The 22,276-nt window shown below is 51.9% G+C and carries 21 protein-coding genes; 13 read left to right on the top strand and 8 right to left on the bottom strand.

The features are described from left to right. Nucleotides 1-71 precede the first annotated feature (71 nt). On the top strand, nucleotides 72-620 hold the full coding sequence (locus tag FY046_RS04025; RefSeq protein WP_133841323.1) for an elongation factor P hydroxylase: 549 nt from the start codon (nucleotides 72-74) through the stop codon (nucleotides 618-620). Nucleotides 621-650: 30 nt separating this feature from the next. After that, nucleotides 651-923, top strand: a complete 273-nt coding sequence (locus FY046_RS04020) for a YfcL family protein (protein ID WP_133841324.1) — start codon at nucleotides 651-653, stop codon at nucleotides 921-923. A 45-nt stretch (nucleotides 924-968) separates the two neighbouring features. Here the strand turns inward: FY046_RS04020 and FY046_RS04015 are convergent, their stop codons facing one another. The 6 genes from FY046_RS04015 to mnmC form a co-directional block, all read right to left on the bottom strand. Further along, entirely contained in the window at nucleotides 969-1,943 is a 975-nt protein-coding gene (locus tag FY046_RS04015; RefSeq protein ID WP_205945462.1) for an XdhC family protein, read from the bottom strand. Beyond that, nucleotides 1,943-2,521: a nucleotidyltransferase family protein gene (locus tag FY046_RS04010; RefSeq protein WP_159336257.1), complete on the bottom strand. Its 579-nt coding sequence runs from the start codon at nucleotides 2,519-2,521 to the stop codon at nucleotides 1,943-1,945. Before FY046_RS04010 ends, FY046_RS04015 begins: the two co-directional genes overlap by 1 nt. After that, nucleotides 2,522-3,814, bottom strand: a complete 1,293-nt coding sequence (locus tag FY046_RS04005) for a c-type cytochrome (RefSeq protein WP_133841326.1) — start codon at nucleotides 3,812-3,814, stop codon at nucleotides 2,522-2,524. Next, nucleotides 3,811-6,048, bottom strand: a complete 2,238-nt coding sequence (locus tag FY046_RS04000) for a xanthine dehydrogenase family protein molybdopterin-binding subunit (RefSeq protein ID WP_133841327.1) — start codon at nucleotides 6,046-6,048, stop codon at nucleotides 3,811-3,813. The genes FY046_RS04005 and FY046_RS04000 overlap by 4 nt, the downstream gene beginning before the upstream one ends. Next, a complete protein-coding gene (locus tag FY046_RS03995) occupies nucleotides 6,045-6,518 on the bottom strand; it encodes a (2Fe-2S)-binding protein (RefSeq protein ID WP_133841328.1) in 474 nt (157 codons plus the stop codon). The genes FY046_RS04000 and FY046_RS03995 overlap by 4 nt, the downstream gene beginning before the upstream one ends. Before the next feature lie 162 nt (nucleotides 6,519-6,680). Continuing rightward, on the bottom strand, nucleotides 6,681-8,681 hold the full coding sequence (gene mnmC / locus FY046_RS03990; protein ID WP_446185770.1) for a bifunctional tRNA (5-methylaminomethyl-2-thiouridine)(34)-methyltransferase MnmD/FAD-dependent 5-carboxymethylaminomethyl-2-thiouridine(34) oxidoreductase MnmC: 2,001 nt from the start codon (nucleotides 8,679-8,681) through the stop codon (nucleotides 6,681-6,683). A 155-nt stretch (nucleotides 8,682-8,836) separates the two neighbouring features. Between mnmC and fabB the strand changes: the two genes are divergently transcribed. Further along, nucleotides 8,837-10,060: a beta-ketoacyl-ACP synthase I gene (gene fabB / locus FY046_RS03985; protein ID WP_133841330.1), complete on the top strand. Its 1,224-nt coding sequence runs from the start codon at nucleotides 8,837-8,839 to the stop codon at nucleotides 10,058-10,060. 65 nt (nucleotides 10,061-10,125) lie between these two features. Here fabB and FY046_RS03980 read toward each other — a convergent pair whose 3' ends face one another. After that, nucleotides 10,126-10,503 carry an MmcQ/YjbR family DNA-binding protein gene (locus FY046_RS03980; protein WP_133841331.1) on the bottom strand — a complete coding sequence of 126 codons (378 nt, stop codon included), beginning with the start codon at nucleotides 10,501-10,503 and terminating at the stop codon, nucleotides 10,126-10,128. 53 nt (nucleotides 10,504-10,556) lie between these two features. Next, nucleotides 10,557-10,826, bottom strand: coding sequence for a YceK/YidQ family lipoprotein (locus tag FY046_RS03975; RefSeq protein WP_446185769.1), 270 nt, complete (start codon nucleotides 10,824-10,826; stop codon nucleotides 10,557-10,559). Between the two features lie 302 nt (nucleotides 10,827-11,128). Here FY046_RS03975 and ada point away from each other — a divergent pair, with 302 nt between their 5' ends. The 10 genes from ada (at nucleotide 11,129) to FY046_RS03925 (ending at nucleotide 22,261) form a co-directional block, all read left to right on the top strand. Continuing rightward, entirely contained in the window at nucleotides 11,129-12,196 is a 1,068-nt protein-coding gene (gene ada / locus FY046_RS03970) for a bifunctional DNA-binding transcriptional regulator/O6-methylguanine-DNA methyltransferase Ada (RefSeq protein ID WP_133841333.1), read from the top strand. Next, entirely contained in the window at nucleotides 12,189-12,911 is a 723-nt protein-coding gene (locus FY046_RS03965; RefSeq protein ID WP_133841334.1) for a 2OG-Fe(II) oxygenase, read from the top strand. Before ada ends, FY046_RS03965 begins: the two co-directional genes overlap by 8 nt. A gap of 249 nt (nucleotides 12,912-13,160) precedes the next feature. Continuing rightward, the gene (locus tag FY046_RS03960) at nucleotides 13,161-14,462 is read left to right on the top strand and encodes a 3-dehydroquinate synthase II (RefSeq protein ID WP_446185768.1); all 1,302 of its coding nucleotides are present in this window, start codon (nucleotides 13,161-13,163) and stop codon (nucleotides 14,460-14,462) included. Between the two features lie 11 nt (nucleotides 14,463-14,473). Next, on the top strand, nucleotides 14,474-15,301 hold the full coding sequence (locus FY046_RS03955; RefSeq protein WP_446185767.1) for a class I fructose-bisphosphate aldolase: 828 nt from the start codon (nucleotides 14,474-14,476) through the stop codon (nucleotides 15,299-15,301). Continuing rightward, nucleotides 15,298-17,004 (top strand): class I adenylate-forming enzyme family protein, encoded by a 1,707-nt coding sequence (locus FY046_RS03950; RefSeq protein ID WP_446185766.1) that lies wholly within the window; start codon nucleotides 15,298-15,300, stop codon nucleotides 17,002-17,004. Before FY046_RS03955 ends, FY046_RS03950 begins: the two co-directional genes overlap by 4 nt. Nucleotides 17,005-17,063: 59 nt before the next feature. Further along, the gene (locus tag FY046_RS03945; RefSeq protein WP_446185765.1) at nucleotides 17,064-17,780 is read left to right on the top strand and encodes a methyltransferase; all 717 of its coding nucleotides are present in this window, start codon (nucleotides 17,064-17,066) and stop codon (nucleotides 17,778-17,780) included. Beyond that, nucleotides 17,777-19,465 carry an FAD-dependent monooxygenase gene (locus FY046_RS03940; RefSeq protein WP_133841339.1) on the top strand — a complete coding sequence of 563 codons (1,689 nt, stop codon included), beginning with the start codon at nucleotides 17,777-17,779 and terminating at the stop codon, nucleotides 19,463-19,465. The genes FY046_RS03945 and FY046_RS03940 overlap by 4 nt, the downstream gene beginning before the upstream one ends. Before the next feature lie 48 nt (nucleotides 19,466-19,513). After that, a complete protein-coding gene (locus tag FY046_RS03935) occupies nucleotides 19,514-20,218 on the top strand; it encodes a cupin domain-containing protein (protein WP_167863577.1) in 705 nt (234 codons plus the stop codon). Between the two features lie 27 nt (nucleotides 20,219-20,245). Further along, nucleotides 20,246-21,010 carry an SDR family oxidoreductase gene (locus FY046_RS03930; protein WP_133841341.1) on the top strand — a complete coding sequence of 255 codons (765 nt, stop codon included), beginning with the start codon at nucleotides 20,246-20,248 and terminating at the stop codon, nucleotides 21,008-21,010. Nucleotides 21,011-21,091: 81 nt separating this feature from the next. Next, entirely contained in the window at nucleotides 21,092-22,261 is a 1,170-nt protein-coding gene (locus FY046_RS03925; protein ID WP_171149087.1) for an MFS transporter, read from the top strand. Nucleotides 22,262-22,276: the final 15 nt, after the last annotated feature.

Here is a 22,276-nt window from a genome sequence, read left to right as displayed (position 1 = left end):
TGCAATAGTGCTCGAAACCTGCCTGACAAAATGTCAAAATTGCGCGTTTTTTACTGACACGACAAATAGCTATGAGCCAGCAACACCACTATCAGGATCTGATCGATATCTTCGATCGCTGCTTTATGAATGATTTTCAGACCCGCCTGATTAAAGGTGATGACGAACCGATCTATCTTCCTGCTGACGAGACGTCACCCTGGAACCGGGTAGTGTTTGCCCACGGTTTCTACGCCAGCGGAATGCATGAAATTTCCCACTGGTGCATTGCCGGTGCCGAGCGCCGCAAGCAGGTGGATTTTGGCTACTGGTACTGCCCTGATGGGCGTGATGCTGAGACCCAGGGCCAGTTTGAATCCGTCGAGATCAAACCCCAGGCGCTGGAGTGGTTGTTAAGTGTTGCGGCAGGCTTTCCGTTCAATGTAAGTTGTGACAATCTTGAAGGTGATTGTGAACCGGATCGCATTGCGTTCCAGCGTAAAGTTCATGCTCAGGTGATGGACTATCTGGAGAAGGGCATTCCTGCGCGCCCGGCCCGACTGATTGCTGAACTTCGCTCGTTTTACTCAACTCCACCGCTGACGGCGGCACTGTTTCCCTGGCCGGAAGATTTGTGCTGAACGGGGAGCGACTAGCTTACAGAGGATTATATGATCGATGAATTTGAGGCGCGTATTCTGGGCCTGATTGATGACATGGTAGAACATGCCAGCGACGATGAGCTGTTTGCCGGCGGTTACCTGCGTGGTCATCTGACGCTGGCCGTGGCCGAAATTGAACAGGCCGGCGAACACACGCCGGAAGCGTTGCAGACTCAGGTGCAAATCAGCCTGGATAAAGCGATCAAGGCAGGTGAGCTTTCCCCGCGTGACCAGGTCCTGGTGATGAGCATGTGGGACAGGCTGTTCCTGCAGGCCCAGTAAACGGCGTACGACCCGCAGGGCAGAAGGCCGCCTTCTGCCCTGTATTCAAACCCCATTCTTTACCCGAACAATATCCGCCATAATCGCCAGCGCAATTTCTGGCGGCGTTTTGCTGCCCAGCGCCATGCCGACTGGCGCGCTGATACGTGCCAGCTGTTCACGACTCAGCTCTCCCATTTCTGCCAGCCGCACCCGCCTGCGTTCACTGGTACTCTGTGAACCCAGTGCACCGATATAAAATGCGGACGTATGACAGGCTTCTACCAGCGTCAGGTCGTCAATGCGCGCATCGTGTGTCAGGCTGAGCACCGCCGTATGTGCAGGACATCCGTGCTGCTCCAGATGGCGGGCAGGAAAACAACGAATCATTTCCACCCCGGAATTCAGCATCGTGCGGGCGTCAAACTCAGCCAGCCACGCATCGCGATGCTCGCATACCTGGATATGAAACCCCAGCATGCGTGCGAAATGCATGCAGTATTCCGCCACCGGAGATAGCCCGGCAATCAGTAACGTGGTAGCTGCACTGAGCGTCAGGACCAGGCCATTAGCCTGCTGCGTCACGCGCGGCCGCCCTGTTATGATGTCAGTGGGGAGCAACCGCCCCGGTTGGCCGGGCGCAATCTGTTTTTCCAGACTGACCTCGCCGCGCAGCGCCTGAAGCATTTGCGTCAGGTAGTGTTCGGTCTCTGCCGACGCGGGGAGGTATTCAATCAATACATTAAGGCTGCCGCCGCAGGGCAGCGCGACATTCGGTGACAGCCCCCCTGTACCGTATCGTACCTGCTGGCTGGGCAGTCGGTGGTCACCTGCAGCCAGCCGCTGCAGAAAATCCTGTTCGATGCAGCCGCCGGAAAGCGAACCACAGACAGCACCCTCTTGAGAAACCGCCAGCAACGAGCCGGGCGCACGGGGTGCCGATCCCCAGGTTTGCAGGACGGTACACAGCCAGATACAACGCTGCTTACTCACCCAGGTCAGGGCGTTTTCCAGCACCTGGATATCCAGAGAGCTCACCATCAGAATTCCGCCCAGTCACCAGGGACATCCACATCGCGCACGCAACCCGGGTCGTCCACCTGTAACAGCAGCGGCGGGGCACCGTTCAGAATAGAACGTGCCCCCTCCTGGCCTTGCAGGCCGAGTAACGTTTCACGCACGTTGGCACTGAAGCCGACAGGGTGGCCGACCTGCAGCTTCCACTGCGGGCGGACAATATCGGCAAAGGCCAGTGCCTGACGGACTCGCTTTACCGTATTTAACTGTAACCAGGGCATATCAGCCAGCATCACCAGCCAGCCGGACCAGTAAGGCTGTGCCGCCACGCCTGCGGCGATCGAGTCGCCCAGAGAAGGGCTCTCCAGCAACGTGATGCCACAGTGATAACGCCGTGTCGTCTCGATCAACGCGTGATCTTCCGGACGTAACACCACATTCACCCGCTTGCCGCAGGCGGCAGTGGCTATTTGCAAGGTGTGGGCCAGCAGCGACAGATTGCCGCACACCTGATGCCTGACCAGCAGCTTATGCCGCCCATCCTGTTCGCGGTAGCGCCGGCTGTTGCCTGCCGCCATCACTAATATCCCCACATCCTTCATTTATTCGGCTCCATGATTCTGCTGACGAATCGCTGCCACCTTGTTCTCCAGATCGGACCAGGGCGTTTGACCCGCGAAATCAGTGCGCAACCAGTTCAGCAACGTGGCGATCTGGTGATCGCTAAGCTGATGGCGGAAGCCGGGCATGGTGCCCAGATCGCGGGTTGCCGGATGGCTGATACCGTCCAGCACAATGCGGATAAGATTATCGGGCATAGCGCTATACAGATTACTGTTCAGCGCCAGTGACGGGCGCACACCCAACAGCTGCGGCCCTTTCTGCCGGGAGTGGCAGACCATACAGGAACCGGCATACTGCCGCGCTCCTGCGGAGTCGAGACGCAGTGCACGTTGTTCTGCACGTGCAGTCAGTTCATCGGCCTGTGCCAAGCTGGGGGACTGGAAGCTGACCAGCCAGTGGGCTAATGCCTGCAGATCCTCATCCGATTGCTGCGAGAGCCCGCCCGCGATCACCGGTCCCATCGGGCCTGCTGCTACGCCGTGTTCCGGGGAATATCCGGTACGCAGATAGCGCTGCAACTGCACTTCATCCCAGGCGACAGGTGCCGGAGATCGGTCGTTAAGCGCGGGGGCGATCCATCCTTCAGCAACACCGCCACTCAGCGCATCACTACCGTGTTTTTCGGCAGCGGCCAGATTACGCGGTGAATGGCAGGCGCTACAGTGGCCCAGCCCTCCGGCCAGATAAGCCCCCCGATTCCATATGGCGCTCTGCTGCGGGTCCGGTGTGCGTTCTCCCGGGTGCAGGAACAGCCAGTTCCATGCCGCCATCCCCTGGCGAATACTGAACGGAAAGGATAACCGTGTTTCCGGCGGCTGATAGCTGACGGCGGGCCGGGTCATCAGAAAGGCATAAAGGTCATGCAAATCATCGTTGCTGACTTGCGTGAAGGAGGTATAGGGAAACGCCGGGTAGAGGTAATGCCCACGGCGGTCAATACCGTAACGCATCGCGCGCAGGAATGCCGGGTAAGACCAGCCGCCAATCCCGCTGGTGAAATCCGGGGTGATATTACTGGTGTAGATCGTGCCAAACGGCGTGTCCATGGCCAGCCCCCCGCTGTTGGTCACGCCCCCCGGGCGGGTATGACAGGCGCTACAGTCACCCAGTGCCGCCAGGGTTTTTCCTCTATTGATACTTTCGGCAGAAAACTGCGCGGCATCCGGAGGGGAAATCGGGGCAATCTCGGGTTGCAGACTGAATATCGCCACGGCGACAACCAGTGCCAGCACCGTCCCGCCTGACATGCGCAGCCATTTATTCTGAATCATACGTGGCCTCCCTGTAACGCGCGCAGCACGCGATCCGGGGTAAACGGCGGCGCACGGAAACGAATGCCGGTGGCATCAAACAGGGCGTTTGCGATGGCTGCGGCCCCCGGCACGGACGCGGATTCGCCGGCACCCATAGCGGGTTCGTCCGGGTAGTCCATCAGCGCGATCTGGATGTCAGGCAGCTCGTCAAAACGCAGTAGCGGGTAGCTGCCCCACTCAAGTGAGGTCGTCCCGCTGGCATCAAACGTGACAAACTCTTTTAACACCCGGCTGGCGCACTGAATAATATTGCCGTGCACCTGATGGCGAACCCCGTCCGGGTTGACCATTTGCCCGCAGTCGTGGCTGACGAAGATGTTGTTCAGCGTAATCTCTCCGGTTTGGCGATTCACGCTTAAATCACAGACCCAGGCAGCCCAGGCGGCACCAAATCCGGGGAACTGACTGTGGACATAGCGCGCCGAGGCGAAACCACGACCCCGTAGTACGGAACCCTCGTGTTGAGGGCGATGGTGAGGCGGACCATTTTTCCATTTAGCCATTTTCTTCAGATGGTTAATCATGACAATCGCACGTGAATCTTCAAGATGTTCCAGGCGCAGATCGATCGGATCGCGGCCAGAATGCCAGGCGATTTCATCGATCCAACTCTCATGAGCAAACACGTTCGGCAGAGCCGAAACGCCGCGCATCCATGAAGCGCGTACCAGCGGGGCGGCATCTTCACAGATCATCCGCATATGGGGAAAGTGGTACTGCGGAATGGCGGTGCGATCCCCCATAGATTGGACGACTGGCTGATTGGGCACTTTTCCCGTCAGGATCAGCGGCAGGGTGGTGGCATTATTGGAGGGATAGCAGGTGCGCAGCGTGTAGCATGAGATATTCATCATGCGGTCCAGCCCACCGCTGACGCGGATTAACTGCGCGGCGCCTTTGGGCTCCCATGCGGCTTCCTGTTCGCGCATGAGCTGCACGCGCACGGGTTTGCCCGTTGCCTGTGACAGCAATGCCGCATCGGCGGCGACATCATCCGCGCAGTTACGCCCGTAACACCCGGAGGCCTCCATACGTTTCACCTCGACCATGGCAGGGGCCAGTTCCAGCAGCAGTGCGATGTCTCTACGCAGATCGTGTGGGTTCTGCGTGCCTGACCACAGCGTTGCCTGCCCGTTGCGCACGTCGGCTACGGCACAGGAAGGACCGATAGAGGCATGCAGTTGATAGGGCCAGACGTAGTCGGCATCAACGGCGACATGCCGGTTCTTCAGCGCGCTGTCAGTGCCTGCATCGTCACGCAGTACGCGCGGGGTTTTCTCACAATTGGCCAGCGTGTGATGCAACTGGTCCAGGCCCAGCGCAGGCAGTCCGGCCCAGGGCTTCCAGTTCACTTTTAGCGCGTACATCGCAGCAATCGCGTGCTCTTCACGTAAGGCGACAATGCCGACAAAATCCTTCATCACCACAATCTTCACGATACCCGGAAGATGGGCAACAGAATGCTCATCGACTGAAATCAGACTGTGCCCCAGCGGGGCACTGCTATCAGCACCGCCATAAGGCGGGCGCACTACGCGGCCATGCAGCATACCGGGTATGCGGAGATCGTGAACCCAGGTCAGTTTGCCACTCACTTTTGCCGGAATATCCACGCGCGCCACCGATTTACCGGTATAGCGGTTTGCGCTATACAGCGGGACAGCGGTGTCCAGAGGCAAATGCGTGTCTTTATCCTGAGCCAGTTGGCCATAGCTCAGGCGGCGATCCGGACGCTGTCGGTCAATGACCCAGCCTGCATTGGTATACACCTGGCTTGCGGAGAGATTCATGGCTTTTGCCGCCAACAGCATAAGTTGTTGACGCAACTGGCTGGCTGCCTGGCGAAGCGGGACCGCCGTCACCTGTAGTGTGGCGCTGGCAATTGTCGGGCCCTGATCCGGCGTTGAAGCGGTATCACCCAGTATCATCGTAATGGCGCTGAAGGGAACATCCAGTGCATCGGCGACATATTGCGACAGCGCCGTACGCACACCGGTGCCGAGGTCGACATGGCCGTTAAAGGCGGTCACTTTGCCATCTGCGGCCAGTGCGATAAAACTGCCGATCGTGACCGGGGGTGAAGCGCTTATTGCCGTGGATTGGGCCAGCGAAAGGTTTGGCAGGAGAGTGCTTACACTTATAAAACCCCCCATCTGCACCAGGCGGCGGCGTGTCAGAGTGAACAGGTTCATGATGGCTGACTTCCGCTGATGAGTTCGCGTGCCTTCTGCGCCGCGCGCAAAATTTCCAGATGGGTGCCGCAGCGGCACAGATTAAATGCCAGCTCATTTTTAATCTGCAGCTCTGATGCCCGCGGATTGCGCCGGAAGAGCGCCACCAGCGTCATGATCATGCCGTTGGTGCAGTAGCCACACTGAGCGGCCTGTTCATCAATAAAGCCCTGTTGTACCGGATGCAGCCCATCATCCTCTGCCAATCCTTCCAGGGTCGTGACTTGCCTGCCGGCGACAGTATGGACAGGCACGCTACAGGATCGGGCGGCCACACCGTCAATAATAATGGTGCAGGCACCACATTCACCGATGCCGCAGCCAAACTTTGGACCATTTAACTGGAAGTCATTACGCAATATATAAAGAAGGGGGGTATCTGAGTGCACATCGTCAATCGAGACGTGCCGGCCGTTAAGCGTGAAGTCCATAGCAAATCATCCTTGATGGCCCGTTCTTTCCGTTTGTTCGTTTACGGGCCAGATACAAAAATGCCCCTGAAGAATTCAGGGGCACAATGGGAATCTTATGCTATTTATCCGGCGCGGGTCATGATATTTCCTGCCATAAGCACATTAAAGCAAGGATTATTCTTACTTCGGTACTTTTCCTTTCAGCAGTTTGCGCACCCAGTAGCGGTTGGGGCTGGTGGCGGCCAGGGTGGAGCGGTCAAGCGGGATCGGTTCGCCACACAGCTGCGCCGCCAGCACTTCTGCTGCCAGCGGTCCGCTGCACAGTCCACGCGATCCCAGCGCACCCAGCACGAACAGGCCCTGATAAACCGGTGCGGGCTCAGCCTGTTGCTGCTGCTGCGCCAGCGTTTCGTACTGGTGCAGCGTAGCGGCATAGTCCGGCAGTGCGCCCATCATCGGCAGATGATCGCGCGTGGCGGCGCGAACGCCACAGCGTGCTTTGCCGTTACTGACATCAATCTCCTGCGGCCATCCTGCATCCGGCAGACAGCGGAGCAGGCGATCGCGATTCTCCTGCTGATCGTCGGCGCGGTACTCTGTCGCAGTATCGCCGCGATGATAGCTGGCTCCGATGCAGTGCTGCTGAAACTGTGGGCTGACCGGCGTCAGATAGCCGTCGTAGCACAGCACCTGTTTCAGCGCGGACAGTGCCTCCGTGGTGGGTACGTGGCTGACCTGACCACTCACCGCATAGAGGGGCAGCTTCTCACTCTGGATGAAATCTGTCAGACGGTGGCCGGTTGCCAGCACCACGTTACGATGCGTGCAGTCAGGCTGCGTGCGGAAGCTTAGCTGCCAGCCTGCCGGGTGTGGCGTCAACTGCGTGATCTCCTGCTGCCAGTGTAACGTCGCGCCCTGCTGTGCTGCCTGCTGCCACAGTCCCGCGGTCAGTTCTGCCGGAGAGAGCCAGCCACCCAGCGGGTAGGTGATGCCGCCGCAGCCGGTGGTGACGCCGCACAGTGCTTCCGCTTCTTCGATGTTCACGGCTGCAGCCAGCGCGGGCGGCAGCGCCATTTGCAGCATTTTGCTGATTTTCTCCGCGCTTTTTTCGTCCCACGCCAGCTGAGTGACGCCGCACCAGTCATGCTCGAAAGGTAGGGTCAGCTGATTGTAGACGCGGCGGGCAAAGGTAAAGGCGGCAGGGAAAAACTGTGCCAGTGCCGGATCGTGGTGGTTGAGCAGCGGGTAAACTGCGCCCTGGCGATTGCCGGAAGCGCCCTCGGCCGGGCGGGCATCGGCACAATAAAGCGTGACCTTTTTACCGCGCCGCAGTAATGCCAGGGCCAGCAGTGCGCTGACAATGCCTCCCCCTGCCAGGGCAAAATCATCGCCCTCAGCGGCCGGGCGCGCATACCACGGAGCCTGCGCAGGCCGGACCACAGCAGCGGGCAGATGGCCAATCAGCATCTCGCGCTTTTCACCAAACCCCTTGCGCTTTGTCACCTCAAATCCGGCCTGCTGCAGACCACGACGCACAAATCCGGCCGCCGTAAAGGTGGCCAGCGTGCCGCCCGGCCTCGCCAGGCGTGCCATACAGTCAAACAGTTCCGGCGTCCACATATCCGGGTTCTTGGCCGGGGCGAAACCATCCAGAAACCAGGCGTCGACCTGCTGATTCAGGGTGTCATCAAAAGTATGGATAAGTTGATTAATATCGCCAAACCACAGATCGAGCGTAACACGCCCGCCATCCAGCAGCAGACGATGGCAGCCGGGTAACGCGAGCGGCCACTGTTCACGCAGCTGGCGCGCATAATTGGCCAACTGTGGCCAGCTTTGCAGGGCGGCGTCGAGATCGCTGGCCGTTAAAGGAAATTTTTCACAGCTGATAAAGTGTAATCGCTGGAGTCTGGCTTCTGGCTCACGCGTGGTGAAGGCATCAAAAGCCTGCCATAGCGTCAGAAAATTCAGGCCCGTTCCGAATCCAGTCTCGGCCACAATAAAGAGATCGCGCGGGTGCGTGGTGAAACGTTCGGGGAGGTGATTACCCTCCAGAAAAACGTAGCCGGTTTCTTTCAGACCATTCTGGTTAGAGAAATAGACATCATCAAATACTCGGGATACAGGTGTACCCTGATCGTTCCAGCGTAGTTGTGCGTGCTCTATTGGTGCGGTTTTCACGGCAAAGGCTCATTGCTCAGGCAGTGGCGCGATTTTAACGATGTGCTTGACCCTACGCAAATTTACACAAGGAATTCGCTGATCGGACTTGTTCGGCGTACAACTGTAAGCTAGAGTGCCAGTCGAATCCTAATTAGAAGTGAAAGAGGTATTGAATGAAACGTGCTGTGATTACTGGCCTAGGGATCGTTTCCAGTATTGGTAATAACCAAGAGGAAGTTCTGGCATCATTACGTGAAGGCCGTTCTGGCATCACCTTCTCGCAAGAACTCAAAGATTCCGGCATGCGTAGTCACGTCTGGGGTAACGTTAAGTTAACGAAGGACGACATTTCAGCCCGTATCGATCGCAAAATGCTGCGTTTTATGAGCGATGCGTCAATCTATGCTTTCCTCTCCATGCAGGATGCGGTGAAAGATTCCGGCCTGACCGATGAGCAGTACCAGAACAACCCACGTGTGGGCCTGGTTGCCGGTTCCGGCGGTGGTTCACCGTTCTATCAGGCTGCCAGCGTTGACGGTATGCGTGCCAAAGGTCTGCGTGGCGTTGGCCCGTATATGGTGACCAAGGCAATGGCTTCTGGCGTGTCTGCCTGCCTGGCGACCCCGTTCAAAATTCATGGCGTGAACTACTCTATCAGCTCTGCCTGCGCCACGTCTGCGCACTGCATCGGTAACGCTGTAGAGCAGATCCAGCTGGGCAAACAGGATATCGTATTTGCTGGCGGCGGCGAAGAGCTGTGCTGGGAAATGTCCTGTGAGTTTGACGCGATGGGCGCATTGTCCACCAAATACAATGACACCCCGGAAAAAGCGTCCCGTACTTACGATCAGCAGCGTGACGGCTTCGTTATCGCAGGTGGCGGCGGTATGGTTGTGGTTGAAGAGCTGGAGCACGCACTGGCGCGTGGCGCACATATCTACGCTGAAATCGTTGGCTACGGTGCGACCTCTGACGGTGCTGACATGGTGGCGCCATCCGGTGAAGGCGCAATGCGCTGCATGCGTATGGCAATGGAAGGTGTGGATACCCCAATTGACTACCTGAACACCCACGGAACCTCAACGCCAGTGGGCGATGTGAAAGAACTGGGCGCTATCCGTGCCGTATTCCCGGATAAAACCCCGGCGATGTCGGCGACCAAAGCGATGACAGGTCACTCACTGGGCGCCGCTGGCGTGCAGGAAGCGATTTACTCGCTGCTGATGCTGGAGCACGGTTTTGTTGCACCAAGCATCAACATTGATGAACTGGACCCGGCAGCAGAAGGCCTGGACATCGTGACTCAGCCTACCGAGCGTAAGCTGACCACCGTGATGTCTAACAGCTTCGGCTTCGGTGGCACCAACGCCACCCTGGTGATGCGCAAGCTGGCATAGTTTGCTGCTACGCAGTGCTGAAAAAGGGGCGAGTCATCGCCCCTTTTTTTGATCTTAAATGGGGGCTATTCGCGACTGTCCCTCAGTGCGCTTGGCCTTAAGCGTTTCGGCAAACCTGCCACCACCCGATCGTAAGACTCCTCCACCAGTTGTTTCACTAATCCCTCAGTAATCTGCTCCCCCGGATAAATCGAAATCCAGTGGCGTTTATTCATATGCCAGCCCGCATGAATACTGTCGTAGATCACCCGATGCAGTTCGCCATCTTCCGGGCGACACTTCAGGTTCACGATGCGTTCGCCGCGCACCTGCGACATCAGCGCAAACATCTTACCGCGCACTTTAAATACCTCAATCTCCGGGCCGAAAGGGTAGTCAAGCTCTGCTTCGGGCAGCGCCAGAGCTATCTGCATGGTGAGTGTCTGAATCTGCTGTCCGTCCATTGCCCTATTCCTGTGCTGTTTTCGTTTTCCGCAGGCTAGCATAAACAGGACGTTTATTTCACGTTCTCTGCCGGCTTCGGTGGCTGTGTGATGTTGTCCGGCGTGTGGTAGTAATGCCAGGTATCAAACGGCAACATCAGCGTATCGGCCACGACGGAGAACGGCAGATTGAGCCAGCACCCGAGACAGTCAGGCAGTGTGTGGACGTCGAGTTGCGTCCCCGCATAAAAGGAGTTTTTTGGATTGTTGCCAACGGTGTGGCTGGTGATGGTTGCGCAGCCGCAGAGCAGCATAGCGAGAGTAAGGCCGATTTTCTTGAGCATGATGACATCCCTGTGATGATAGCCGTCAATAGGGTAGGGGAAAGCATGGGGGAAGAGGAGGATGATAAGTGCGGAGGAAGGGGAGGTATCATGTCGCGGTCAACTCATCGTGACCACGGTGTTGTCCGGCCATGATATGACTTGCGTACGGGGAACAAATTTAATGTGCCATTACGGCCTCCCGTTTTGCAGGTTAATACAAAAGCAAAAAACGGAGTGTTTTCTCTCTATTTTTACTTTTAAATTAACCAATATGTTCGGGCTGGATGCCCTGGTGTATTCAACTTTCACAGGTAAAGTGTATGAGTGAGTCAAAGAAATGGATGACAGATGAAGAGCGCTGGCAGGGCATTGTTGAAAGAAATAAAGAGGCAGATGGTCACTATGTCTATGGCGTGCGTACGACAGGTGTGTACTGTTCGCCGTCCAGTGCGACGCGGCAGCCAAAACAACATAACGTGGTGTTTTTTAATTCCGCCAGTGAAGCGGAACAGCAAGGCTATCGTGCCAGTAAGCGTTTCTATCAGGGGCAACCAGAATTAGAAAAAATCTACACGGATAAAATCGAAGAAGCCTGCCGTTACATAGAGAAAAGTGAAGGAATAATGAAACTGTCTGACGTGGCAGATTATGTAGGGATGAGTTCTTTCCATTTTCACCGACTGTTTAAATCGATCACCGGTTTAACACCAAAAGATTACTCCATCGCAAGATTGCATGAAAAGTTGCGTGACAATCTTGGGCAGAGTGATTCCGTAACAGAGGCCATTTACAGTGCAGGCTTTAGCTCTAACAGTCGTTTTTATGAAAATGCCTCTGCAATGCTAGGGATGACGCCTAAGGCATGGAGAGAAGGAGGAAAAGGGGCAAAGATATATTTCGCAATAGGCATATGTTCTTTAGGTAATATCCTGGTGGCTCAAAGTGAGAAGGGCATTTGTGCCATCCTTCTGGGGGATGATGCTGATAAATTGCTACAGGATCTGGAAGATAAATTCCCCCAGGCGAATCTGGTGGGAGGCAATTCGGAATTCGAACAGGTGGTAGCGCAAGTGGTTGGGTTTATTGAAGCCCCACAAATGACATTAGCGTTGCCTTTAGATATCCGCGGTACCTCATTTCAACAACGCGTCTGGAAAGCACTCTGCGAGATCCCTGTTGGGGTTACGGTCAGTTATACCGATATTGCGAAGCGTATAGGTTCCCCAAAAGCAGTGCGCGCTGTCGCGGGGGCCTGTGCAGCCAATATTCTGGCCGTGGCGATCCCCTGCCATCGTGTGGTGAAAAATGATGGTTCTCTGTCTGGCTATCGCTGGGGAGTCGAACGCAAACGAACGCTGTTAGACCGGGAAGAAAAATTCAATGAATGAATATCATCCACGGTGTACCCATCGTGCCTTAGTGCTCGATTGGGAACGTATTACTGTTGAACTGAATGCAGGAGGAAGCGCCTGTATCAGTGGGCTTCTCCTTGATGAAGAATGCGATACCCTCAAAGCAATGTATCCACAGGGTGAATGGTTTCGCTCCCATATCCATATGGGGCGTCATGGGTTTGGTCAGGGGGAGTATAAATACTTTAAATATCCGTTACCCGATAGGGTCGCCGAGCTGCGCACGGGGTTATATCCAGAGTTGGCAAAAATAGCCAATGACTGGAATATAAAAATGAATATTCAGTGGGAATATCCATCAACGCATCAACGCTATCTTGACCTTTGTCATAGCGCGGGCCAGATAAGGCCAACGCCTCTCCTCTTGCAGTACACCAAAGGGGATTATAATTGCCTGCATCAAGATCTGTACGGGGAGCGGGTTTTCCCCTTACAGGTTGCCATTCTGCTTTCCGAACCTGAACAGGATTTCCTGGGCGGTGAGTTTGTTTTAACCGAACAGAGGCCCCGTAGGCAAACCCGGGCAGAAGTGCTCAGTTTGAAAAAGGGGGATGCGGTAATTTTTGCTGTGTCTCACCGCCCGGTGCAAGGAAATAAAGGGCATTATCGAGTCAATATGCGGCACGGTGTCAGTAAAATTCATCATGGTAACCGGCATACGCTAGGCATCATTTTTCATGATGCTTTATAAAATATTAAATGCTGAATGGCAGATGTTGAAGTGTAAAAATCATAAAAAGTAAGATTGCTTTATAGAATCCTTATTTAATTTAAAGACAGATAATGATTTTTATTCGTTAAGAATTCAAAAGCAAGATTCGGATGGTTTAAAAGCATCGCACGGAAGAATACTGTATTGGTTTTAAGAACAATACTGCATTCTACTGTGGCTTTTTTCTTGGAATTTTATTCCTACCTCTTACTTATAAAAGGATTTTACATGAAACCTTCTGACGTTAAAGTGAATAAAAATGAAGCTAAGGTTGACAATTTCGTTACCGAAGAGACAGTATTAAAACGCTCATCGGTAAAATTAGGAAACATTAAAACTCAGGGGCGATTGAAAAGAGAGTGTGATGACACCCCTCATATTTTGTTTGATACGATTCAGTTGAAAAATAAAAAGCCGGATGACGGTATGTTCATTAGAGTGATAAATTCTATTTATAGTGGAGTTGTTGTTTATCTTGAAAATATCAACGATCTCATTAAAGCGATCCCAGAGAGGATGCAAATAGTATTGAAAATCCGCAACGAAACAGAACTAAAAAAGTTTCATGAGAGTGTTTTTTTTGATGAGTTTAAAGCGCAGAAAGGAAGTTCTCGTTTCAGTGTCGCCTATCATGATGTTCATGCACTAAAAAATATTAAAAAAAATGATATTCCATCCTGCTATATTTGTTATGTCGATGACCAGAAAAGTCTACTGGGATCAATTAGTGATGGTATTGATTTTGACTATCTCTGGATACTTTTTCGCGATCCCACCAACATTCCGCTAGAACTCGTCATTGCATCATTACAATCAACGCACACAATTTTAATGAAAGAAGTGAAGGAACCTTCAAATGTGGATGATGCAATCGTTTCTTATGGCGTAATGGAATATGGTGCTGAAGGCGTTATATTTTCTCCGGTAGAGCATGATGTCATGAGTGACTTTCTTAATAGAATGTCAGATCGTGGAAACAAAGACATCACTATTCAGGTCGGGACGGTGATGGATAGTCGACCCGTAGGAATGGGATACCGTGCCTGCATTGATACCGCAACGTTGTTCCAGCCTGATGAAGGCATTCTGGTCGGCAATACCTCACAGGGCGGTTTGCTCTGCTGTGCTGAAGTGTTTTTCCTACCCTATATGGAATTACGCCCGTTCAGGGTGAATGCAGGGGCGATGCATTCGTATGTATTCAATCAGGACAACCTCACGGATTATATGAGCGAACTTAAAACCGGTTCTCCCGTTATGGTTGTGAATGCTAAAGGGCGTACCCGCCGTGCTGCTGTTGGCCGTATGAAAATAGAGCTGCGCCCTCTGAGGCTGATTGAGGTTGAGTTTTCTCATCAAGAACGTGTCAGCGTCATTATGCAGGATGACTGGCATGTCCGTATATTTTCTGACGCGGCTAAGCCTCTTAATATTTCTGAACTCAAGGCAGGCGATAAGGTTTTAGGGTACGTCACCGAACCTGGCCGCCATGTAGGCATTAAAATAAATGAAAGTATTATAGAAAAATAGCGAGGTGAGCGATGAGTTTCATTGGAAGAAAAATAAGGCTACACTCACTATTATTTTCTGATTTCCCACTGGGACTTATTGTCCCTCTTGATCACGGTCTCACACTAGGTCCAATTGACGGAATAGAGACAACCGAAAGGCTGTCCCGATGGATTGGCAGCAAAAACATCAGTGCGGTTATTGGACATAAAGGTCTTATCGAAAGGTTAATCGATCGTGATATGTTGCACCCTGCAACAGGAATTGTGGTTCAGCTTAATGGAATGCCCGGTATAGCCCCCGATCCTGATAAGAAAATTATTGTCTCGAATATAGTAGCCGCATTGCGGCTTGGTGCTGATGCTGTATCCGTTCAGGTTAACTTTTCAAAGGATAATTATGGGCATAACCTTTCTCTGCTTGGCCGCGTTGTGGATGAAGCACACGCGTACGGGATGCCTGTGTTAACGATGGCATACGATAAAGAGGAATTATCCAATGATGATGAAAGAATAGTCAGAATCAATCACATCATCAGAATTGTCTCTGAATTAGGGTCGGATGCAATCAAGTTAGCACCACCAAAAGCGATATCTGACATACCCATTATATTGGCTAAGCATTGCCAGGATATTCAGGTTTATTTCGCCGGAGGAGAGTTATGCACGGAAGACAGATTGTGTGAGATGACCTCGACGCTGGTAGCTCATGGTGCATATGGTTTGTGTATCGGTCGTAATGTGTTTCAGCATCCTCAACCCGAAGAGTTGTTAGTTAGCATTGTGAATTTAATGAAAAGTATAAAAATACCCTTAAGAGTCTCAAGACAAAAATACCCAGAGGGAAGGGCGCTGAAATGAGTCATCACATGCGATCGAGAGAACGTTTTGTCAGTGAAATACGACAGGATAGTGGGTTATTTTCGGAAAAAATATTACACCGGTTACGTGAGGATGAGTCTCTCGGTTGCGGGAATATGTTGGACCGTATTTTGTTACTCAACGTCTGTAAAGAGAGAACATTCCTCTTTCTGGATCGCCCGCTCCTTTCCCCGGGAGGAGGATATACACAGGCTCTCAGCCTTAACACATTACAGCAGTATAGAATGTTTCTGGCGCAGTGGTATTTACAGCATGGAGTGAAAAAAGGGGATGTCATTTCTGTTTGTGTTGAGGATGGTATTACACCGTTTTTACATTATCTTGCATTGACCAGCCTTGGCGCGACTATCTCACTTATCAATCCAGGAATACCTGCAGATCTCGGGATTCTGTATATGAATGAGAACGGTTTCCTGAAACTGGTCATTGACGCTGAGACAAGTAAAAAGAGTTCATTTGTCCGGCAATGGCAACAGTCGAATGAAACGCTTGATATTTCGACGGCGGATTTTCACCGGGCGATTTCCCTCCCTGAGTCGTGGCCATTCGAACCTGAAGATTCCACTCTGGTGATGTTGAGCCATTCTTCCGGCACCACAGGTGTGCCAAAAGCGGTCCGTTTTGAACACCGCCAGTTCTTTATGGGAAAACGAGTGCGCATTGGCCGCTTTTCAGAGGGGCCCGATGAGCGACTGCTCACTGCTCTTCCTCAGTCACATTCAGCGGCAATCAGCCATTTAGAAACGGCAATTCTGCATGGTATCCCCACGTATGTCGTGGGTTCTCAGGATGGAGAAGCTTTACGGCAGGCAATAGATGCTTTTTCTCCCACCACCGTTGCCGCCTTTCCTCACAGCTATATGACGTTGATCGAAGCGGGGATCGGTGATGCCGAATTTACCACTGTACGCCGATGGTTAAGTATGGGAGATGCCTCTCATCAAAGCCATATACGCCGGTTGTTGCAGGGGGCGCCGAAATCAAAATATATGGACTCTTTTGGCAGCTCGGAATTGGGAATGGCGTTATTTCGTAATGAGTCGCGGATTGATGCCCTGGCCCCTCATCGTTCAATTGGCCGTCCTGTTGATATTGCCGTGGCTAAAATTCTCGATTTTGCAACGGGAGAAGAGGTGCCTTCCGGAACACCCGGCCTGTTTGCTGTACGTTCACCCACCATTACCTCAGGGTACTGGCAGCAGCCGGAACAGACGAACAGGGCATGGCGAAATGGTTACTTTGTGACGGGTGATATCGCGCTGTGCAAAAAGGGTGTTTTCTATCATGTCGACCGGGAGGTGGATGTTGTGGTAACACCGTCAGGCAACCTTTATACCTTGTTTCTCGAAGAGGTCGCGCAGCAGGTCGATGGCGTCTGTGATGCCGTGGTGGTGGGCGTTGCAGGAAGAACCGCTAGCGATCCTGAAATACTGGTGTTAATTCTGGCAGACAGGGAAGCAACACGTGAGTCCGCTGCACTTTCGCTACAGGTAACGGAGCGTATCTATGAGTCAATGATGAACTCTGGCCCATTTTTAGCGAAACACGCGATTGCCTCGATCGTTGTGGACAGTCTGGCATTCCTGCCCGTGGGTGCCACAGGTAAAATATTAAAAAGAGAACTGCGTCAGTCTGCTTTATCGCTTATCAGGATAAACGCTGAAAGAAATTTAATGAATTAAGGTTTTTCCTTAAATACAGCATTCTCTTTAACAGTAATCAATTATCTAAGAGAGAAAAGATGAAGGAACATACTTTTAACTCGGCAGTGCTTAATTCCGTTATCCAACGACTGAATGATGCTGAAAGCGATGGTTGCCATAATTACGAATGTCTTGGCCATCATTTTATGATTAACGAGGGCGTTTTTCCTCCCACTCATTTTCAGTCTACAGGGATATTTACCCGTCTGATACCTTATCCTAAAGGTGGCCGTTTTCTTGAAATAGGATGTGGTGCAGGTGTCACTGCGGTTGTTGCTGCCCTTAGCGGTTGTGCACGAGTTGTTGCCACCGATATTAGCGAAGCAGCGGTGAACAATACGCGGATGAATGTAGAAAGGCATGGTGTTGATCATATTGTATCGACGCTTCAAAGCGATCTTTTCAATGCGCTCAAGCAAGGCGATCAGTTTGATACTATTTTCTGGAATTCAAACTTTGTTTTTGTTCCTGAAGACTATGTTTTCGATAATAAGATACTTCACGCATTTTGCGATGTTGGCTATGCCACACATCATCGTTTTTTTAAGGAAGTAAAAAATTATCTGGCTCCTGGTGGTGCGTTACTGTTGGGATTCAGCAGTCAGGGGGATATTTCTGCATTGACAGAATTGCTCGGTCAATATGGTTATCAATATGAAATCGTGGTCTCTGAATTCGGCGGGAATGGCAGTGAAAACCATTTTTATATTATGAAATTGATACCACTTTCTGTTGATCACCAGGAGGTTATATGAATTCTCCTGCCATACATCACGCACCCGTCATCATCATCGGCGGTGGGCCTGTTGGGATGATGCTGGCGTTGTTCCTTGATTATCATGGTGTGCGTAGCCTTATTGTCAACCGAGATAAAGAGACACGCCTTCACCCTAAGGGGAACACACATAACTCCCGGACGATGGAGCACTACCGTCGTGTCGGAATTTCAGCTGCCATCAGAAAATTAGGTCTCCCATCAACGTATCCCAGAGATATTACCTATTTTACCCGATTAAACAGTTGGGAGCTGGTGCGCTTCAGCATGCCGTCAGAACAGCAAAGAGCGGTGATAGCACGGGATGATGATGTCACGCATCAAATACCTGAGCCTTTGCTCAGAGCGAATCAAATGTATGTTGAGCGTTATATGCACAATCATCTCAACGAAAGAGAAAACATAGAGGTGCGCTTCGGCTGGCACGCGGTTTCTTTAGAACAGGATGAGGCTGGCGTTAACGTCATTATTGAAGACTCTACTCATTCGTCCCGCAGGGAGTCGTGGCGTGCGGATTATCTTATTGGATGTGATGGCAGTCATAGCTTTGTCAGGAAAACGCTGGGGATAGGTTACCAGGGGACCGACACGGCGATCGCGGGTTTCTTAACGGGAAGAATGTTTTCTTCGCACCTCCGTATTCCGGCATTACACAACAGAATATTGCGAGGTAAAGAAGCCTGGATGTACAACGTTATGGCGCCAGGTTTAAGAATGTTGCTTATCAGTTTGAATGGAAAAGATGAATTCGTGTTGTTATCCAAACCGGGTTCAGAAACGGAAGAGCCGGACGATCAGAAGATGATTCAGCACATACAGGCAGGGTGTGGAGAACCGGTCGATGTTGACATTATCGCACATTCAGTATGGCACGGTGGCCTTGCTCAAATTGCAGAGCGTTTTTCTGAAAAGCGGATTCATCTGGCGGGTGATGCGATTCACTTATTTTCCCCAACCGGCGGGTTTGGCATGAATACCGGCATTGATGATGCGTCAAATCTTGCCTGGAAACTGGCCGCAGTGATTCAGGGGTGGGCGCAGCCCGGGCTGCTGGCCTCTTATGAAATTGAACGGAGGCCCGTGGCCAGGCGCAATACTGCTGCGGCCCGTCAGCTCACGCAGCGCGCAAGTCGTCTGAAAATACCGGGCGATATTGAGATTGCAGAGAGTCCGGCGGCGCATCGATCGCGTCTTGAGTTTGGTCAGGCTTTGCAGGTATTTCGTAGCCAGTTCAGTTCGCCCGGGATTGAGCTGGGGGCTCGCTATGACCAGTCTCCTCTGATTTGTACTGATGGCGAACGTCCTCCATTCGATAACCTTCATGACTATCAGCCCGATAGCACGCCGGGAGGGCGTCTTCCGCATATCTGGGTGGAGGACGCTAAGGGACATCGGCGATCCCTGTTTGATCTGCTTGGTTCTGGATTTTCTCTGCTGCGTATTGGCGCAGATGCGCCCGACGTGAGCGATTTTCTCCGTGTGGCGAAAAAAAGGGGGATACCGTTAAAAATCATTGAGCTTCCTGCACCAGATGCATTGTCGTTATATCGCTACCCATTACTGCTTATTCGCCCTGATCAGTACATTTGCTGGCGAGGAAATGATAATCCTGAAAACACAGACTCATTATTTTCCCGTGTGACAGGAAGCAAGATGAGTGAATGAAGTTTCACCCGTTGAATTTCTGGGTATCAATGTAGTCAGGAGGATGTCATGAAAATGGAATTAATGAATACTGAACGCGATTTTTCCGAGTGGGCAATTGATGCAGAAGAAAATGCGGCTGTTTTTTCTCAAATAACACATGATCCGAACCCACTGGTCGTCAATGGTGAGCCTGAAGGTGCATCTATAAAATTTCTTCGCACCGGTAAGTCCACGGATGGACGGTATTTAATGGCTGAAGTTGAAGTTCCTCCGGGTTCCGGGCCGCCATTACATGTTCATACTCAAACGGATGAGTGGTTTTATACCCCGGAAGGCGGTGTTGTTATGCTGATGGGAACCAAGAAATATGATGATCTGGATAACCCACCCGATATTTCTGGGCGCGATACTATCCGCATGGTGCCTATGAAAAAAGGAAGCCTGGTGTTTGGTCCGCGGCATTCTATTCACGGCTACCTTAATGTCACGGATAAGACAATTATTGTTCAGCTTATCTGGACGCCGGATACTGAGAAGAAATCTATTCTTGGCTATTTCGAATCTATTACCAAACCCATTTTACCGGGTTTAAAGGGGGCAAAGAATAATCCGATAGTTCAACTCAAGGCCGTAAGCGAAGCACGCGACTATGGGATGATGTTTAGTACTGGTTTTTGGAAATATGCCGAAAGGGTTGAAGATGGAGAAGCGCCATTCGGTAAAAATATGTCGGAACTTATCACATTGATTAATCCGGCCAAGGTACGTTAATACGTCATTTATTAAAGGATCATAGTTATGATGATGTTGAAAAATAAAACAGCATTAATTACAGGTGCAAGTTCAGGAATCGGGCGTGAAGCGGCGAAAATTTTCGCCAAAGAAGGTGCCGCTTTGGTACTGGTCGCCCGTCGTGCTGCCGAGCTGGGGTCGCTGGTTGATGAAATTATCTCTTCGGGCGGAAGGGCCGTAATGTTAGCCGCTGACGTAAAGGATGAAGCTTGTGCGAAAGAAGCGGTGAGATTAGCGGTTCACCATTTTGGTGGGCTGGATATTGCTTTCAACAACGCTGCCACGATGGGCGAAATGGGCGAGACCACCGGTATTTCTCTGGAAGGCTGGAATGAAACAATAGAGACCAATCTGACCAGTGCGTTTCTTGCGGCTAAATATCAGATTCCCGCGATGCTGCAACGTGGCAATGCGTCACTGATCTTTACGTCCTCATTCGTAGGGCATGCCATTGGTTTTCCTGGAATGGCCGCCTACGCTGCAAGCAAAGCGGGTTTGATTGGCCTGACGCGTGCGCTGGCAGCCGAGTACAGCCCGGCAGGGATCAGGGTTAATGCGTTATTACCAGGAGGAACGGATACAGAAATGGGGCGTTCATCCACCGATACGCCGGAGAAAGAGGCTTTTATCAATGGGCTTCATGCGATGAAACGCAGGGCAACGCCGGTAGAAATTGCCAATTCTGCACTGTATCTGGCTTCCGAGCTGTCGGCATTTACTACCGGCACCGCTTTATTTGTTGACGGTGGTGTGAGCATTAATCGTACGTAATCTGGTTTTTTTCTGCTCTGGCTTTGAATGAGATCGTCAGAGCAGAAAGTCATATTGGATGCTTTCTATAAGGACGTAATCATGCCTGTGGTTATTTATGTTTTGGCGATGTGTGTTTTTTCAATGACCACCTCCGAGTTTATGGTTGTCGGTATGATGCCATCATTAGCGGTCTCGTTGGGCGTTTCCGTCTCTTCTGTCGGTTATCTCGTTTCCGCTTTTGCCGGAGGCGTTGTGGTCGGCGGGCCGATATTAGCTGTTCTTTTATTTAAAACGTCAAATAAACACGCATTACTTATCCTGGCTTCACTGTTTTGTCTCAGCCAGGCGATCGGTGCTGTGGCAATGAATTATAATGTGATGCTATTTTCCCGCATTCTTTCCGGCGTGGTACATTCTGCTTTCTTCGGGGTTGCTTTATCCGTCTGTGCATCTTTGGCTGGCCCGGAGCGTATAGGTCGGGCATCCGCGATTGTCATGGGGGGATTAATGGTTGCCTCCGTTATCGGATTACCCGCGGCCACCTGGCTTGATCAATATACGTCGTGGCGTATGAGTTTCTGGATTATTTCCGGATTGATGCTGTTGGGCATCATTGCATGCGCGACTCTGGTTCCTAAACAACCTGTTAAAAGCAGCGCCAGTTTGAAACAGGAAATAGCGGCATTAGGTAAGGGAGAACTGTGGGCTGCCTGTATCACCAGTGGTTTAGTGGTTGGTGCTGTTTTCGCCATGTTCACTTATCTTTTTCCCATTCTTACTCAGGTCACCGGTTTCTCTCCGACGACCGTTCCGGTGCTTCTGGCGATGTACGGCGCTGCGACGGTGGTCGGTATCATGATAGTAGGGCGAATAGCGGACAGATATACCATGCGTATCCTGTTTTGCGGGCAAGTTATTCTTATTACGCTGCTGGTGACTTTTGCCCTGAATACGGAGTCCATGGTGATCAGCACTCTGGCCCTGTTGTTGACAGGTCTGGTGGGATTACCGATGAATCCGGCACTGGCGACACGGGTTATGCGACTGGCGAAAAACAGTTCTTTAGTCAATACGATATATATTGCTGTCAGTAATGTGGGGATTGTCGTGGGGTCATGGGTAGGGGGGCTGGCGATTGCTGAGGGATATGGACTTCGTTCACCTCTTTGGATCGGGGGGATACTGGCAGCCTTCGGGTTGTTAAGTATTCTCCCTTTCCTGACCCGACACAGTGCCAGAGCAATGCGAGAGAAAACATTAATGCAGTGAGTGATACCGCATCGG

This window comes from Erwinia sp. 1181_3, from assembly GCF_052824965.1.
This window is presented reverse-complemented; position numbering and strand designations above follow the sequence as displayed.

Coding starts and splice junctions, on each gene's coding strand:
- FY046_RS03995 (WP_133841328.1), bottom strand. CDS start 6,518: ATGGACTTCACGCTTAACGGCCGGCACGTCTCGATTGACGATGTGCAC.
- FY046_RS03930 (WP_133841341.1), top strand. CDS start 20,246: ATGATGATGTTGAAAAATAAAACAGCATTAATTACAGGTGCAAGTTCA.
- fabB (WP_133841330.1), top strand. CDS start 8,837: ATGAAACGTGCTGTGATTACTGGCCTAGGGATCGTTTCCAGTATTGGT.
- FY046_RS03925 (WP_171149087.1), top strand. CDS start 21,092: ATGCCTGTGGTTATTTATGTTTTGGCGATGTGTGTTTTTTCAATGACC.
- FY046_RS03950 (WP_446185766.1), top strand. CDS start 15,298: ATGAGTCATCACATGCGATCGAGAGAACGTTTTGTCAGTGAAATACGA.
- FY046_RS04025 (WP_133841323.1), top strand. CDS start 72: ATGAGCCAGCAACACCACTATCAGGATCTGATCGATATCTTCGATCGC.
- FY046_RS04015 (WP_205945462.1), bottom strand. CDS start 1,943: ATGGTGAGCTCTCTGGATATCCAGGTGCTGGAAAACGCCCTGACCTGG.
- FY046_RS04000 (WP_133841327.1), bottom strand. CDS start 6,048: ATGAACCTGTTCACTCTGACACGCCGCCGCCTGGTGCAGATGGGGGGT.
- FY046_RS03965 (WP_133841334.1), top strand. CDS start 12,189: ATGAATGAATATCATCCACGGTGTACCCATCGTGCCTTAGTGCTCGAT.
- FY046_RS03955 (WP_446185767.1), top strand. CDS start 14,474: ATGAGTTTCATTGGAAGAAAAATAAGGCTACACTCACTATTATTTTCT.
- FY046_RS03945 (WP_446185765.1), top strand. CDS start 17,064: ATGAAGGAACATACTTTTAACTCGGCAGTGCTTAATTCCGTTATCCAA.
- FY046_RS03980 (WP_133841331.1), bottom strand. CDS start 10,503: ATGGACGGACAGCAGATTCAGACACTCACCATGCAGATAGCTCTGGCG.
- ada (WP_133841333.1), top strand. CDS start 11,129: ATGAGTGAGTCAAAGAAATGGATGACAGATGAAGAGCGCTGGCAGGGC.
- FY046_RS03960 (WP_446185768.1), top strand. CDS start 13,161: ATGAAACCTTCTGACGTTAAAGTGAATAAAAATGAAGCTAAGGTTGAC.
- FY046_RS03940 (WP_133841339.1), top strand. CDS start 17,777: ATGAATTCTCCTGCCATACATCACGCACCCGTCATCATCATCGGCGGT.
- FY046_RS04020 (WP_133841324.1), top strand. CDS start 651: ATGATCGATGAATTTGAGGCGCGTATTCTGGGCCTGATTGATGACATG.
- FY046_RS04005 (WP_133841326.1), bottom strand. CDS start 3,814: ATGATTCAGAATAAATGGCTGCGCATGTCAGGCGGGACGGTGCTGGCA.
- FY046_RS04010 (WP_159336257.1), bottom strand. CDS start 2,521: ATGAAGGATGTGGGGATATTAGTGATGGCGGCAGGCAACAGCCGGCGC.
- FY046_RS03975 (WP_446185769.1), bottom strand. CDS start 10,826: ATGCTCAAGAAAATCGGCCTTACTCTCGCTATGCTGCTCTGCGGCTGC.
- FY046_RS03935 (WP_167863577.1), top strand. CDS start 19,514: ATGAAAATGGAATTAATGAATACTGAACGCGATTTTTCCGAGTGGGCA.